Below are 13,989 nucleotides of genomic sequence, written 5' to 3' on the forward strand. Positions count from 1 at the left end.
GTGGGACTCCTCGGGGTGGTGCGATCGGGGCGTACGGGTTGTCCGCGCCCGGGTGGTGCGGTCTGGTCGATCAGGTGGAGGCGGTGCCCACGTCGCCGTGCTCGGAGATCCGCTCGTGCAGCTCGATCTCGGCGCCCATCGTCGAACCGGACTGGCGGCGCCGGTCACCGGTGCCGCCGCCCTGCCACGGGTGCGGGCCGGCCGCCGGGCGGTACTCGACCCCGGCCGCGGCCAGCCGGCCCAGGTGCGCGGCAAGCGCCCCGGTGCCGTCGGCGCCGCCGGAGTCGGCTCCGGCCGCGGTCGACGGCCGGCCGTTCCACGCCACGTCGGCGAGCACGCCAGCCCGCGGGAACATCATGTAGTCCAGGTGCCGCTCGGAGGCGATGTACTCCGTCCACGCCTGGAACTGCAGCCCCAGGACCCGCGAACGCTCCGCGGGCGACCAGGCCGCGGGCACCGGCTCGAACGCCGCCACCTCGGGCAACGTGATCGGCCCGCCCTGCGCCATCGGCTCCTCCGGCAGGTCGGACTGGTCGTAGTTGAGGTACGTCGGGTAGACCGGAGTACGCACCACGTCGTAGCCCGCGCGCGCAGCCCTGCGGGCCACCGAGTCGCCGCGCCAGGCCATCACGATCGAGTCGTCCAGCAGCCCGCCGGTGACGAACGCCTCGTCCCACACCACCATCCGGGCGGCCCGCCGTTTCAGGTGCGAGCCGAGCGCGCGCAGGAAGTGGCCGTGCAGGTCGATCGGCGCGGCCAGGCCGAGTTCCTTCTGGTACGCCGAGATCTCCGGGTCGCTCGCCCAGTCGGTGATCACGCACTCGTCCCCGCCGAGGTGGACGTATGGCGTGGGTACCGCGTCCAGCAGCTCGTCCAGCAGTTCGCCGATGAACTCCACTGTCGCCGGCAGCGGCTTCACCACCCCGGCGGAGATGCCCCAGCCGGTGAGTACGCGGTGTTCGCCGACGCCCAGCTCGGGCCGGGCCGCGAGCAGTGCCGAGGAGTGGCCGGGCAGGTCGATCTCGGGGACCAGCGTGATGCCGCGTTCCTGGGCGTACGCGTGGATCTCGGCGAGGTCGTCGAGGGTGTAGTAGCCGCCGTGCGGCGTACCGTCGTGGCGTCCGGCCTTCCGGTCCCGGCTGAGCTGGGTGGCCGGGCGGTGGCTGCCGACCCGGTGCACCTCGGGATGCCGGCGGCTCTCGATCCGCCACCCCTGGTCGTCGGTCAGGTGAAGATGCAGCCGGTTGTAGCGGTGCATGGCGAGCAGGTCGACGTACCGCAGCAGGGTGCGCTTGGGGAAGAAGTGCCGGGCCACGTCGAGCATCGCGCCGCGCCAGGTCAGCGCGGGCGCGTCGGTCACCTCGCCGCACGCGACCACCCAGTGGGTTCCGGCGCGCGGCGCCGCCCGCCAGGTGTCGTCGGGAAGGAGCTGTCGCAGCGTGTGGATGGCGTTGACCAGCCCGTCGACGGTGGCGACGACGATGTCGACGCCCCGCTCGTGGACGCGCAGCCGGTAGCTCTCCGCGGTGCCCGAGGTGGGCTCCAGGTGGATGGTCACCGCCCCGGCCGGCCCGGCCTGGGCGACGGTGGGCAGCGGCAGCCGCAGCGAGGTGAGAAGCTCGCGGACCACCTGTGACATGCCCTCCGCGCCCGGTGTCTCCACCACCCCGGTGCCGGCGGTGAGCTCGTACGTGCCGTTGACGGCGGTCGCCGAGCCGGGCCGGGGGAGCAGGGTCTGGTAGCGGTCGGTCACGGCTTGCTCCGTTCGTTCGACTCGGCGGACGTGGTGGATGCGGCGGACGTGGTCGGCGTTCTGGGGCGGGTCCAGCCGCGCAGGGCGAACGCCACGCCGGCGGCCAGGACGGCGAGTACGGCGACGGTGGACAGCGCCAGCGGCAGCCCGCGCCGGTCGGCGACGAACCCGATCAGCGGCCCCTGGCTGAGAATTCCGACGCTCGCCGACATCGAGATCCGGCTCACCCCGCGCGGCCCGCCGAGCGCGCCGGCCCGGCTGATGCAGACCGGGTAGACGTTGGCCAGGCCCAGGCCGAGGACGACGTAACCGGCGAACGCCACCGGCAGGCCGCCACCGGGCAGGTGCCCCGCCCAGCTCGCGACGAGGACGCCGACCGCCGCGAGCGCGAACCCGCCGGACAGGACCGCCGTCTCACCGAGCCGCCGGATCAGCCGGGAGCCGAGGAACCGGCCGCCGGCGATGGCGCAGGCGTAGGTGGCGTAGCCGTACCCCGCGACCGCGGCGGTGGCGCCGAGGTCCTGTCGCAGGTGGAGGGCGGCCCAGTTGTTCGAGGCGTACTCGCCGAACGCCGTACAGGCCGCGACCAGCCCGAACGCGAGGACGATCCACCGGACGCGGCGCCAGGCGTTGGCCCGGTCGGCCTCGGCGGCTCTCTCCGCGCCGGCGGTGCCGGCGGCGGTGCCGGCGGCGGAGGTCCCGGCCGCCGCGGTCCTCGCCGTCGCCCGCCCGGACCGCAGCAGGCTGGGACCGGCCAGCCCGGTCACCACCAGGCCGAGGAGCGCGGTCAGGCCGAGGTGCACCACCGGGCTGAGATGGTCGGCGAGCAGGCCGCCGAGCGCGGCGCCGACGAGTCCGCCGACGCTGAAGATTCCGTGCAGGGTGGGCATCAGCGGGTTGCCGCTGGCGGTGGCGATCTCCACCGCGGTGCTGTTGAGCGCGATGTTGAACGTGCTCTGCGCCATGCCGAAGAACGCCAGGGCCGCGCCGAGCGCGCGGACCGAACCGGCCAGGCCGGGCAGTACGAGGATCGCGCACAGGGCGAAACCGGCGATCACCAGGACGCGGCGGGTGCCGAAGCGTTCGCAGAGCCGGGCGGCAACGGTGAGGGCGGCCAGGCTGCCGAGCGAACCACACAGCAGCGCCAGCCCCAGGTCACCGGCCGACGCGCCCACCTGCGCCTTCACGTCCGGGACGCGGACCAGCCAGTTGGCCGGGACGAAGCCGACCAGCGCGAAGAACACCGCCAGCGACACAGGATGACGGGTCCTCGGCGGGGGACCGGAGGACGCGGCGGCCGGGTCCTGCACGGGCAGGGAACCGCCGGCGCCGCGCGGGCGTGCTGACAACGTGGCCTCCGAAGGACGACGCGGCTGGGGAGCGTGCTGGGGGTGAAGGGTCGACCGGGGTGAAGGTTGACCGGGCGCCGGGGCGCGAGCTAGCTTTCACAGAAATTAACAGGCAGGGTTCCTTATGAAAAGGGGTGGAACCATTCCGCGGACGGCCTCCCCGCACACCGCGCGGCTGATCAACGACCGGTTGGCGTTCGACCTGCTGCTGGAACGCGGCCCTCTCACCCGGACCCAGCTGCGTACCCTCACCGGGCTCTCCGGCCCCACTGTCGCCGACCTGGTGCAGCGGCTGGAGTCCGCCGGGCTGGTCGCGCCGGTCGGTGAGGCCGGCGCCGAGCGCCGCGGCCCGAACGCGCGGCTGTACGGCGTGGTCGCCGACCGGGCGCACGTCGCGGGCGTGGAGGTACGGCCGGACCAGGTCCGCGCGGTGGTCACCGACCTCACCGGACAGCCGGTCGGCACCGCCGTGGTGGCCCAGGACGCGCGGGTCACCCCGGACCGGCTGGTCTGCCGGGCGCTCGACGGTGCCCTCGCCGATGCCGGGCGGCCAGCCGACTCGCCCGCGATGGTCGTCGTGGGTACGCCGGGCCTGGTGGATCCGGTGACCGGTGACGTGGCGTTCGTCGTCAGCCTGCCCACCTGGCACGGCAACCTGCTGCCCGGCCTGCGCGAGCGGTTCGGCACGCGGGTGCTGCTGGAGAACGAGGTCAACCTGGTCGGGCTGGCCGAACACCGGCTCGGCGTCGCCCGGGGCCGGGACACCTTCGCGCTGCTCTCCCTGGGCGACGGGATCGGCGTCGCGGTGGTCCTCGGCGGGCGCCTGCATCGGGGCGCCTCCGGCGGCGCGGGCGAGGTGTCGTACGTGCCGGCCGACGGTGGTACGTACCAACGGGTCGCCGGAGGCGCGGCGGTGGTCGAGACCGCCCGGCGGCACGGGCTCGCCGGCTCGGTCGACGACCTGGCGGGGCTGGTCGGCGGCGCGGTGGCCCGCGCGGGCGAGGATCACGACACCGCGGCGGAGGCGTTCCTCGACGACCTCGCCGACCGGATCAGCACCGGCGCGGCAGCCGTGTGCGCCGTCCTCGACCCCGGATACGTCGTGCTCGCCGGCGCGGTCGGCCGGGCCGGCGGGCCCGCGCTCGCCGACCGGGTCGCCCGCCGGCTCGCCGACCGCCTGCCGCTGCCCACCGAGGTCGCCGCCAGCGACGTGTCCGGCAACCCGGTGGTACGCGGCGCCGTCCTCGTCGCGCTGGACCACCTGCACCGCGAGACGTTCGGCCTGACCGGCACCAGGTGACGTGTCGGCCCGGTCCGGCTGCCAGACTCGCAGGCATGCGCGTGCACATCGGCTCGGACCACGCGGGCTTCGAACTCAAACAGCACCTGGTCGGCTGGCTGGGTGAGCAGGGCCACGAGGTCGTCGACCACGGACCCGCGACCTACGATCCCGACGACGACTACCCGCCGTTCTGCCTGCGGGTCGGCCTCGGCGTGGTCGCCGATCCCGACAGTCTGGGGATCGTCCTCGGCGGTTCCGGCAACGGCGAACAGATCGCCGCCAACAAGGTGGCCGGCGTCCGGGCCATACTGGCGTGGAACCTCGACACCGCCCGGCTCGGCCGGGAGCACAACGACGCCAACGTGATCGCCGTCGGTGCCCGGATGCACCCGGTGGACGACGCCACCCGGATGGTCGAGGTGTTCCTGCGGACGGGGTTTTCCGGGCTGGACCGGCACGCCCGCCGGATCGAGATGCTCCGCGAGTACGAGGACACCGAGGTCGTCCCGGAGCCCTAGGCCCGGGCCGCGTCGCTCCGGCCCCCTCAGAAGGGGGTGTCGAGCAGGGGGAGCACCTCGGAGGTGAACGCCCGCGAGGTCGCGGCGAGGCTCCCCGGCGTGCGTTCCTCGACCAGGCCCGCGGCACCGAGCGCAGCCAGCACCGGACGGCCGAAGTACGCCGCACCAAGGTCGGCCACGTCGAGGACGAGGTCGGGCTCGCGGTCGACCCGGCCGCAGGAGGCGCCCGACCCGTCACCGGCGAGGTGCCACCGCCCGGCGTTCCACGGGCACAGGTCGTCGCGTACTTCCAGCACGACGTCGAGCGGCGTGGTGTAGCGCCGCTCCGACAGCGCCCGGCGGACGTCGACGAGCCGGGCCCACATGCCGTCCCGGACGGTGACCATGGCGGCCCGGGGATCCCGCAGCCAGCTCAGGAGCGGGTCGTCGAGGGAAAGCCTGCGGTGGGTGGTCTTGCTCATCAGGTCCTGGTCGGTCAGGAACCGCCACAACGCGGCGTACGACGCGGTGTCGGTCGCGTGCACGCGCTGCACGATGGTGGTGCCGTTCGGCCCGCCCGGCTCCCAGTTGGCCTTGCTGCGGTAGTACGCGAACCCGGTGACCTCGCCGTCGCGTTCGGCCAGGACGCAGCGCAGCGCGCTCGCACCGCCGCGCTCGCTCTCGGGGTCGGCGATCTCCCCGCGTCGCCAGGGTTCGTTGTGCCGGACGTAGCCCGGCCGGGTGGGAACGATCGCGTCCCGTACGCCGGCGCAGACGTCCAGTGACTTCTCCGGATCGGCGTACCTCACGGTGACCTCGTCGGACCCGGGCACCGGGCGCATCGCCCGCTTCGCGCGGTTGACCTCGGCGTACACCCACTGGGTCGCGCAGCCGTAGCCGTAGCGCCCGTAGATCGCCGGCTCGGACGCGGTGAGGACGGCCACCGGCTCCCGGCCCGACTCGTGCAGGTCGTGCAGCTGGTGACGCATCAGCGCGGTGAGCACCCCGCGGCGGCGATGGGTGGGCAGCACGCCCACCAGGCTGACCCCGGCGACGTCGAGCGACCGTGGACCGGGCACGGTCATCGTGAACGAGTAGATCGCGGCGTGCCCGGCCAACGTGTCGCCGACGAAGGCGCCGATGCTGCGGTCCGGTTCGAACCTCGCGCGCTCGACGTCCGCCGCGTCCTGTGGCCAGGTCTCCCCGAACGACAGCTCCATCATGGTGAATGCCTGGTGCCACGCGTCGGCGCCGAGCGGGCGTACCTCGATCGTCATGGGCCACTGCCTACCAGATGGCCGGCACGGTGGGCGAGGCAATTGCCCGTCCGGACCTGCCGGCAGGTGCCGTCCGGACCTGCCGGCAGGTGCCGTCCGGACCTGCCGGCAGGTGCCGTCCGCAGCTGCTGGCAGGCTCGTCCTTCGTGCCCACCACCACCACGGCGATCGCCGCTGCCGTCCTGCTCGCCGCTGTCCTGCACGCCACCTGGAACGCGCTCGCGCACGCGATCGCCGACAAGCTGGTCGCGGTGACGGTGCTGTCAGTGGCGTTCGTGGTCTTCGGTGCGGCGGCCCTGCCGTGGGTGGGCGTACCGCCGCGGGCGAGCTGGCCGTACCTCGGCGCCTCCGTTTGCGTGCACGTGCTCTACAACGTGGCGCTGATGCGGTCGTACCGTCTCGGCGCGTTCAACCAGGTCTACCCGCTGGCGCGCGGCATGTCGCCGTGGGTGGTCGCGATCGTGGCGGCGCTGGTGGTCGGTGAACGGCTGGGCGCGGTCGGGCTGGCCGGTGTCGCGGTGGTCTCGGTGGGACTGGGCTGCCTGGTGTTCGCCCGCGGGCTGCCGCACCGGGACGAGCTCCCCGCGCTGGCCGCGGCCGCCACCACCGGTCTGCTGATCGCGACGTACACGGTGCTGGACGGCCTGGGAGTACGGGCGTCGGAGGCGCCGTTCGCGTACGCCGCCTGGCTTTTCCTCTTGCACGGTGGCGTGTTGGTCGCCTGGGCGGCACACCGTCGTGGCCCCGCCCTGCTGGCGGACCTGCGGGTGAACTGGCGCACCGGGCTGGCCGCGGGCTCCTGCGCGGTGGTGGCGTACGGCATCGTGCTCTGGGCGCAGAGCCGGGGGACCCTCGCCACTGTGGCGGCGCTTCGGGAGACCAGCGTCATCGTCGGCGCGGTGATCGGCGCGGTGGTCTTCCGCGAACCGTTCGGGCGCTGGCGGACCGTGGCGACCGTGGTGGTCGCGGCCGGGATCGCCCTGCTGAACCTCGGCGGATGACGCGCGACATCGACAGCACCCGAGAGCAGTAACACACTCACATCACAGAGCGCAGCGAAACCAGTGAATTCGGCGTAGGAGAAAGCAATGCAGCTTTCGGAAAGAAATCGAGTCTGGCGGAACAGCCGGAACACTTGGTAGCGTGGGCTGTTTCTTTCGCCACTTCGATTCGGCAGGGGAAATGACCGACGATTCAAGGTCCGCCGTGTCCGCCAAGAGGGCGTCCACCGAAGAATTCGAACCAAACGACTCCGCGAATTCTAGCCCGTATTCCACGACCTCGTCAAGTTCGGCCGGGAGTCATGTCGCGGCCGAGATCGCTTACGAACAAGGCTATGTCGGCATGCTGTACGACCGGCTGGACGCGCTCCGGCAGCGTACGCAGGACCGGCTCGGTGTCGTTCACCGCGGCGAACATGTCCAGAACGACCAGGCGATGTCCGAACGCCAGTCGTACCACGAACTCCACACGAAACGGCTTTCCCAACTGCGAGCCGTCGAGCGCGGACTGTGTTTCGGGCGGCTCGACAACGACGACGAGACCCGCCTCTACATCGGCCGGCTCGGTTTGTTCGACGAAGACTACGAGCCACTTCTGATCGACTGGCGGGCACCGGTGGCGCAGGCGTTCTACGGCGCGACCCCGGCCCGTCGGCTCGGTGTCCGACGGCGGCGGCACCTGCGCACCCGGGGCCGCACCGTGGTCGGCATCGAGGACGACGTCCTCGACCTGGCGGCCCTGGACGACACCGAGCGCCGGCAGCTGTCCGGCGAGGCGGCGCTGCTCGCGTCCCTCACCGCCGGGCGCACCGGCCGGATGAACGAGATCGTGGCCACCATCCAGGCCGAGCAGGACAAGGTGATCCGTTCCGACCTCGCCGGGATCCTGGTGGTGGAGGGCGGACCCGGCACCGGCAAGACGGTGGTGGCGCTGCACCGGGCGGCGTACCTCCTCTACACCCACCGGAAACGGCTGGCCAGGCGCGGCGTGCTGATCGTCGGGCCGAACTCCACGTTCACCCGCTACATCGACCAGGTGCTGCCCTCGCTGGGCGAGACCGACGTGGTGCTCGCCACGCTCGGTGAGCTGTATCCGGGAGTGAGCGCGACCGGGCGGGACGAGCCGCTCGCCGCGCGGGTGAAGGGCGACCCGCGGATGGCCGACGTGGTGGCCGCCGCCGTCCGCGACCGCCAGCGAGTCCCCGAGCACGACCTGGCGCTGGTCGTCGACGGCGAGCCGTACGTCCTTTCCCGGGTCACCTGCGAGCGGGCCCGGGAGCGTGCTCGGGCCCGCGCCGGCCGCGACGGCGAACTCGCCAACCGCGCCCGCCGGCACTTCGTCCGCGACGTTCTCGGCTCGCTCACCCGGCAGGCCGTCGACCGGCTCGGTGCCGACCTGCTCGGTGACGCCGACGTGGAGGACGTCCGCGCGGAGCTGGCAAGGTCGCCCGAGGTACGGGCGGCGATCGACAGCCTGTGGCCCGAGCTGACCCCGACCGAACTGCTCGCCGACCTCTACAGCTCGGCCGACCTGCTCGCCTCCGCCGCGCCCGCACTCACCGCGGCCGAGCGGGCGGCGTTGCTGAGACCCGGCCCGCCGGCCACCCAGCGGTGGACCCCGGCCGACGTACCGCTGCTGGACGAGGCCGCCGAACACCTCGGCGAGCTCGACCGCACCGTGCACGCCGCGGCGCAGGCCGAGCGGCGGGAGGCGGGGGAGGTGTCCGAGGAGACCGGCTACGCCCGGGCCGGAGTCGAGCTCCAGCAGGAGTACGAGCAGTTCGCCGACGACTTCACCTCCGACGACGTCGACCCGCTGGCCGAAGGCGTGGTCCGGCGCTACCGCGGAGGCGAGGCCGGCGGGCCGGTGACCGAGGGTGCGCTGGCCGACCGGGCGTGGGTGTACGGCCACGTGATCGTCGACGAGGCGCAGGAGCTGCCGGCGATGGCGTGGCGGCTGCTGATGCGGCGGTGCCCGGCGCGGTCGATGACCCTGGTCGGCGATCTGGCCCAGGCAAGCGCGCCCGGTGCTCCGGATTCCTGGGCGGAGGCGCTCGACCTGTGGGCGCGGGGACGCTGGCGCCGCGAACGCCTGACCGTCAACTACCGCACGCCGGCGTCGATCATGGCGCTCGCCGCCGACGTACTCGCCACCATCGACCCGCAGGCGGCCCCGCCCCGCTCGGTCCGCGACGGAGGCGAGCCCTGGTGGCGGCCCGTCGAGGAGACCGATCTCGGCCCGGCGCTGTCCGCTGCGCTGGACCGTGAGCTCGCAGCGCTGGATGCCGAGGCCAGCACCGCGGCGAGCACCGCGACGAGCACCGAGGCAAGCGCCGGCCGGCTGGCTGTGATCGTGCCGGAGTCCCGGTTCGCCGACCTCGGCCGGCAGCTGCGCCGGGCCCGTACCGACGTCGCGCTCGGCGGCAGCCCGGCGGTCCTCGACGCCCGGGTGGCGCTGCTCAGCGTGGCGCAGGCGAAGGGGCTGGAGTTCGACTCGGTGGTCGTGGTCGACCCGGCGGCGATCCTCGCGGCCGGCGGATCCGTGCGGCCCGGGGGACATGGTGCGGGCGACCTGTACGTCGCGCTCACCCGGGCGACCCTCCGGCTCGGCGTGGTCACGACCGGGCCGCTACCGGACGTGCTGACCCGCCTGGCTGCGCCCGCGGGCGTGATCGGGGGACGTGGGGGCGAGCACGCAACGCGCTGACGACGTACAGTGCCTCCTTGGTCACGGCGTACGTACGTTCGGATGGACGTTCGGATGGACGTTCGGGACGGACGTTCGGTTGGACTTCGGTTGGACATCGGGTGGAGGGGTGCCGGCGGATGAGCGGTGCAGTGTCTGGTGAGGCGGGCCACAACCTGCGGATCGGCCTGCTCGGCGTCGACACCTCCCACGCCGGCGCGTACGCCCGGATCCTGAACGAACAGGCCGCCGTCCCCGGCGCCCGCATCACCTGGGTGTGGGGCGGGCAGGTGCGTGCGGACCAGCCGGACGCCCGCACCCTCGCCGCGACGTACGGCATCGACCGGGTGCTCGGCGAGCCGACCGAACTCCTGCGCCAGACCGACCTGGTGCTCGTCGTCGACGACGCGGGGCACGGCCGGCACCACGTGCCGCAGGCCCGGGCGTTCGTGGCGGCCGGCGTGCCGGCGTTCCTCGACAAGCCGATGACCCAGGACGTCGCCGAGGCGCGGACGTTGTTCCGGCTCGCCGCCGAGCGGGGCGTCCCGGTGACGAGTTCGTCGGCGCTGCGGTACGCCCGGGAGCTCGCCGAGGACGCGGCGTACGTCGCCGACCTCGGCGAGCCTTCATCGGTGGTGAGCGTGGGGCCGGGCGAGTGGTTCCACTACGGCGTGCACGCGGTCGAGCAGGTGTACGCCGTCCTCGGGCCGGGCGTGCAGTGGGTGCAGCGGACCAGTTGGCCGGAGCGGGACGTGGCGGTGCTCGGCTACCGGCCCGGTGGGCCGAGCGCCGTCGTGCAGGTTCTACGCGACGCGACCTGTGGTTTTCATCTCACTCTGCACGCCCGCAAGGGCCGGCACACCATTGCGATCGAGGACGCCGACGCCTACTACACCGGGCAGTTGCGGGCCGTGGTCGAGATGGTGCGTACCGGAGTGCCTCCGGTGCCGCCGACCGAGACGCTGGAGATTCTCGCCGTCCTGCGGGCGGGTGAGCTGTCCGCGGCGGCCGGTGGAGCGAGGGTCCACCTGGCCGACGTACTCGCCTAGCACACTTCGCCGGCCTCTGCTCGCGCCACGGCGTTCGCCATCGGCCAGTCCGCGCATCGGACAACCCTTCCATTCCTGAGGTCGGCCCGATAGGCATATGGTCTGCACCAGATCTGGTGAGATCGGGCTAAGGAAGGGTTTGCTTCAGGTGAAGGTCTCCAGAGTGGGCGTCGTCGGTCTCGGCGGCATCGGGCGGGTGCACATCAGTGGTTGGCGGGAGCTGGGGGCCGAACTCCACGGCTTCGACGAGCTGCCCGAGTCCAGAGCGGTCGCGCAGGAGGACCTCGGCCTGCAGGTGCACCCCGACCTCGCGTCGTTGCTGCGTTCGGTCGACGTCGTGGACGTGTGCACACCGACCGACACGCACGCAGCGCTGGCGCTGGCCGCGCTGCGGGCGGGCAAGCCGGTGATCTGCGAGAAGCCGCTGGCCCGGACGCTCGAGGAGGCGGACGAGCTGATCTCGGCGTCGGAGCAGGCCGGCGTGCCGTTGTTCACAGCGCAGGTGGTGCGGTTCATGCCCGAGTACGCCTCGGCGCAGGCGGCGGTGGCCTCGGGGCGGATCGGCCGGCCCGCCGTCATGCGGTTCACCCGCGAGGGCGGCATGCCCAACCCGCAGGGCTGGTACCACGACATGGCCCGCTCCGCCGGGATCATCGGCGACGTGATGATCCACGACATCGACTTCGCCCGGTGGCTCGCCGGTGACGTCGTACGTGTGTACGCCAAGTTGATGCGGCCCGCAGGACCGCAGAACGGCCCCACCCACGCGTACGCCATCCTCACCCACGTCGGCGGCACGATCTCCCACCTGACCGCCTCGTGGGCCAGGCAGGGCGGCTCGTTCCGGACCAGCTACGAGCTCGCCGGCAGTGACGGGATGATCGACTACGCCTCCGACCAGCGGCCGGTGGTCCAGACCATTCCGGGGACGCTGGCAGCTCCCGCCGGATCCAGCTTCGGCTCCTCGTTCACCCGGGAGCTGGCGGAGTTCCGCGCCGCCATCGAAGGTGGCCCGCAACCTCGGGTGACCGCCCACGACGGGCGCGCCGCCCTGGCCGTCGCGCTCGCCGCGGTCACCTCGGCGCAGACCGGGCAGGCCGTCGAGCTGCCGGTCAGCTCCACCCCGTACGAAGGAAGCGCACCAGTGGCCGCGGAGGTGGCGTCGGCATGACCAACACGACCCCAGTCAAGATCGGGATCCTGTCCTTCGCGCACCTGCACGGCGCGGGCTACGCGTCCGTGCTGGCCGGCATCCCGGGCGTCGAGTTGCGCGCCGCCGACGAGAACGCCGAGCGCGGCAAGCCGCTCGCGGACCGGCTCGGCATTCCGTTCACCACCTCCTACGACGAGCTGCTCGAGTGGGGCCCGGACGGCGTGGTGGTCTGCAGCGAGAACGCCGGGCACCGGGCGCTGGTGGAGAAGGCCGCCGCGGCGGGCGCGCACGTGCTGTGCGAGAAGCCGCTGGCGACCTCGCTGGCCGACGGCAAGGCGATGATCGACGCCTGCGACGCGGCCGGCGTGCACCTGATGACGGCGTTCCCGGTGCGGTTCGCCGAGCCGATCGCCGGGCTGGAGCAGATCGTCCGGTCCGGCGGGCTCGGCCGCATCCACGCGGTGGCCGGCACCAACCCGGGCACGATGCCCGGCGGGTGGTTCGTCGACCCCAAGCTCGCCGGCGGCGGTGCGGTGATGGACCACACCGTTCACGTGGCCGACCTGCTCCGCTGGATGCTCGGCTCCGAGGCCGTCGAGGTCTACGCGCAGCACAACAGGATCCTCTACCCCGACCTGCCGGTGGAGACCGCCGGCACGATCGCGGTGACCTTCGCCGACGGCACCGTCGCCACCATCGACTGCAGCTGGAGCCGGCCGCGGTCCTACCCGACCTGGGGCGCGGTCACCATGCAGCTGGTGGGGGAGGAGGGCGTCGCCTCGGCGGACGCGTTCGCCCAGACCTTCAACTCCTACTACGACGGCCCGGGCCGGGAAGGTCCGCAGAGCGTGTCGTGGACGCCGTGGGGCGGCAACGCCGACGCCGGCCTGGTCGAGGCGTTCGTGTCGGGTATCCGGGAGGGCACCGCTCCGCACCCGAACGGCTGGGACGGCTACCGCGCGACCGAGATCGCGTTCGCGGCGTACAAGTCGGCGGAGACCGGCCAGCCGGTGAAGCTGCCGCTGGAGGTGTAGGGCCTCACGTAGGTACGCGGAACGGCGACCGACCCCTCGCGCAGAGGGGCCGGTCGCCGTGTCACGTGGTGGGCCGTCCCGGACGCCAACCGCGCGGTGGAAGACTGGCGGCGTGCGGGAAGAGGTGTCGCCCAAGGACCGGTTCGTGACCGTGTACGGCTTCCGGCCGGTGCTGGCCGCGCTCGCCGACGAGGCGCTGCAGATCGACAAGGTGCTGGTGGCGGAGGGGTCACGCGGCCCGTCGGTGCGCGAGATCGTCGCCGCCGCCGGCGCCAGGGGAGTGCCGGTACGCCGGGAGCCGGCCCACCGGATCACCCTGCTGTCCGGTAACGGGCGCCACGACAACGGCGTACTTGCCGACGTGGTGGCGCCGCGGATGCGGACCCTCGCCGGCGCGCTCGACGTACGCCACCACGAGCGGCCGCCCACGGTGCTCGTGCTCGACGGGATCACCACGCCGTCGAACGTCGGGATGATCCTGCGCTCGGCCACCGCGGCGGGGCTGTCCGGCGTCGTCGTACCCCACCACGGCGTGGCCGGCATCGACCCGCTGGTGGTGAAGGCCTCCGCAGGCGTGGCGTTCCGGGCGCCGGTACTGCGGGCGGAGACAGCGCAGGACGCGGTCGAGCGGCTGGTGGAGGCGGGATACGCGGTGTTCGGGTTGGCCGCCGACGCGCCGGAGACGGTGTTCGACGCGGAGGTGCCGCCGTTCGCCGCGTTCGTCCTGGGCAGCGAGACCGCGGGGGTGAGCCCGGCGATCCGGCCGTACGTCGGCACCTGGGTGCGGATCCCGATGCCGGGGGACGTGGAGTCGCTGAACGTCGCCAGTGCGGCTGCCGTGGTGTCGTTCGAACTCGTCCGCCGCGGGCTGACCACGCTCCGGCCGACGAAGGGGAGGGCCTGAACCG

At 73.1% G+C, this 13,989-nt stretch carries 11 protein-coding genes; 8 read left to right on the forward strand and 3 right to left on the reverse strand.

Features of this window, described 5'->3' with window-relative positions; all coding sequences use genetic code 11:
- Positions 1-70: 70 nt before the first annotated feature.
- Together BLU27_RS17385 and BLU27_RS17390 are read right to left on the reverse strand one after the other, a co-directional pair.
- A complete protein-coding gene (locus tag BLU27_RS17385) occupies positions 71-1,753 on the reverse strand; it encodes a beta-N-acetylhexosaminidase (protein WP_092654730.1) in 1,683 nt (560 codons plus the stop codon).
- Complete coding sequence (locus tag BLU27_RS17390; protein ID WP_172804977.1) at positions 1,750-3,009, reverse strand: MFS transporter; 1,260 nt, start codon at positions 3,007-3,009, stop codon at positions 1,750-1,752. Before BLU27_RS17390 ends, BLU27_RS17385 begins: the two co-directional genes overlap by 4 nt.
- A gap of 217 nt (positions 3,010-3,226) precedes the next feature.
- On the opposite strand from BLU27_RS17390, the gene BLU27_RS17395 reads away from it, so the two are divergent.
- Both BLU27_RS17395 and BLU27_RS17400 read left to right on the forward strand, forming a co-directional pair.
- A complete protein-coding gene (locus BLU27_RS17395) occupies positions 3,227-4,402 on the forward strand; it encodes an ROK family transcriptional regulator (RefSeq protein ID WP_092654732.1) in 1,176 nt (391 codons plus the stop codon).
- 35 nt (positions 4,403-4,437) lie between these two features.
- On the forward strand, positions 4,438-4,902 hold the full coding sequence (locus BLU27_RS17400; protein ID WP_092654733.1) for a ribose-5-phosphate isomerase: 465 nt from the start codon (positions 4,438-4,440) through the stop codon (positions 4,900-4,902).
- Between the two features lie 26 nt (positions 4,903-4,928).
- Here BLU27_RS17400 and BLU27_RS17405 read toward each other — a convergent pair whose 3' ends face one another.
- Positions 4,929-6,158, reverse strand: a complete 1,230-nt coding sequence (locus tag BLU27_RS17405; RefSeq protein WP_092654734.1) for a GNAT family N-acetyltransferase — start codon at positions 6,156-6,158, stop codon at positions 4,929-4,931.
- A gap of 146 nt (positions 6,159-6,304) precedes the next feature.
- Here BLU27_RS17405 and BLU27_RS17410 point away from each other — a divergent pair, with 146 nt between their 5' ends.
- The 6 genes from BLU27_RS17410 to BLU27_RS17435 all read left to right on the forward strand — a co-directional run bounded on the left by BLU27_RS17410 (position 6,305) and on the right by BLU27_RS17435 (position 13,985).
- Positions 6,305-7,159 (forward strand): DMT family transporter, encoded by an 855-nt coding sequence (locus BLU27_RS17410; RefSeq protein WP_197681475.1) that lies wholly within the window; start codon positions 6,305-6,307, stop codon positions 7,157-7,159.
- 343 nt (positions 7,160-7,502) lie between these two features.
- Positions 7,503-9,866 carry a HelD family protein gene (locus BLU27_RS17415; protein ID WP_172804978.1) on the forward strand — a complete coding sequence of 788 codons (2,364 nt, stop codon included), beginning with the start codon at positions 7,503-7,505 and terminating at the stop codon, positions 9,864-9,866.
- A 119-nt stretch (positions 9,867-9,985) separates the two neighbouring features.
- The gene (locus tag BLU27_RS17420) at positions 9,986-10,894 is read left to right on the forward strand and encodes a Gfo/Idh/MocA family protein (RefSeq protein ID WP_092654736.1); all 909 of its coding nucleotides are present in this window, start codon (positions 9,986-9,988) and stop codon (positions 10,892-10,894) included.
- A 148-nt stretch (positions 10,895-11,042) separates the two neighbouring features.
- Positions 11,043-12,065 carry a Gfo/Idh/MocA family protein gene (locus tag BLU27_RS17425; RefSeq protein WP_172804979.1) on the forward strand — a complete coding sequence of 341 codons (1,023 nt, stop codon included), beginning with the start codon at positions 11,043-11,045 and terminating at the stop codon, positions 12,063-12,065.
- A complete protein-coding gene (locus tag BLU27_RS17430) occupies positions 12,062-13,081 on the forward strand; it encodes a Gfo/Idh/MocA family protein (protein ID WP_092654738.1) in 1,020 nt (339 codons plus the stop codon). Before BLU27_RS17425 ends, BLU27_RS17430 begins: the two co-directional genes overlap by 4 nt.
- 112 nt (positions 13,082-13,193) lie before the next feature.
- A complete protein-coding gene (locus BLU27_RS17435) occupies positions 13,194-13,985 on the forward strand; it encodes a TrmH family RNA methyltransferase (RefSeq protein ID WP_092654739.1) in 792 nt (263 codons plus the stop codon).
- Positions 13,986-13,989: the final 4 nt, after the last annotated feature.

This window comes from Actinopolymorpha singaporensis, assembly GCF_900104745.1.
Lineage (GTDB): Bacteria > Actinomycetota > Actinomycetes > Propionibacteriales > Actinopolymorphaceae > Actinopolymorpha > Actinopolymorpha singaporensis.

What these genes read in the sequence shown, in the direction of transcription:
- BLU27_RS17400 (WP_092654733.1), top strand. Translation starts at nt 4,438, where the DNA reads ATGCGCGTGCACATCGGCTCGGACCACGCGGGCTTCGAACTCAAACAG.
- BLU27_RS17405 (WP_092654734.1), bottom strand. Translation starts at nt 6,158, where the DNA reads ATGACGATCGAGGTACGCCCGCTCGGCGCCGACGCGTGGCACCAGGCA.
- BLU27_RS17430 (WP_092654738.1), top strand. Translation starts at nt 12,062, where the DNA reads ATGACCAACACGACCCCAGTCAAGATCGGGATCCTGTCCTTCGCGCAC.
- BLU27_RS17395 (WP_092654732.1), top strand. Translation starts at nt 3,227, where the DNA reads ATGAAAAGGGGTGGAACCATTCCGCGGACGGCCTCCCCGCACACCGCG.
- BLU27_RS17420 (WP_092654736.1), top strand. Translation starts at nt 9,986, where the DNA reads ATGAGCGGTGCAGTGTCTGGTGAGGCGGGCCACAACCTGCGGATCGGC.
- BLU27_RS17415 (WP_172804978.1), top strand. Translation starts at nt 7,503, where the DNA reads ATGCTGTACGACCGGCTGGACGCGCTCCGGCAGCGTACGCAGGACCGG.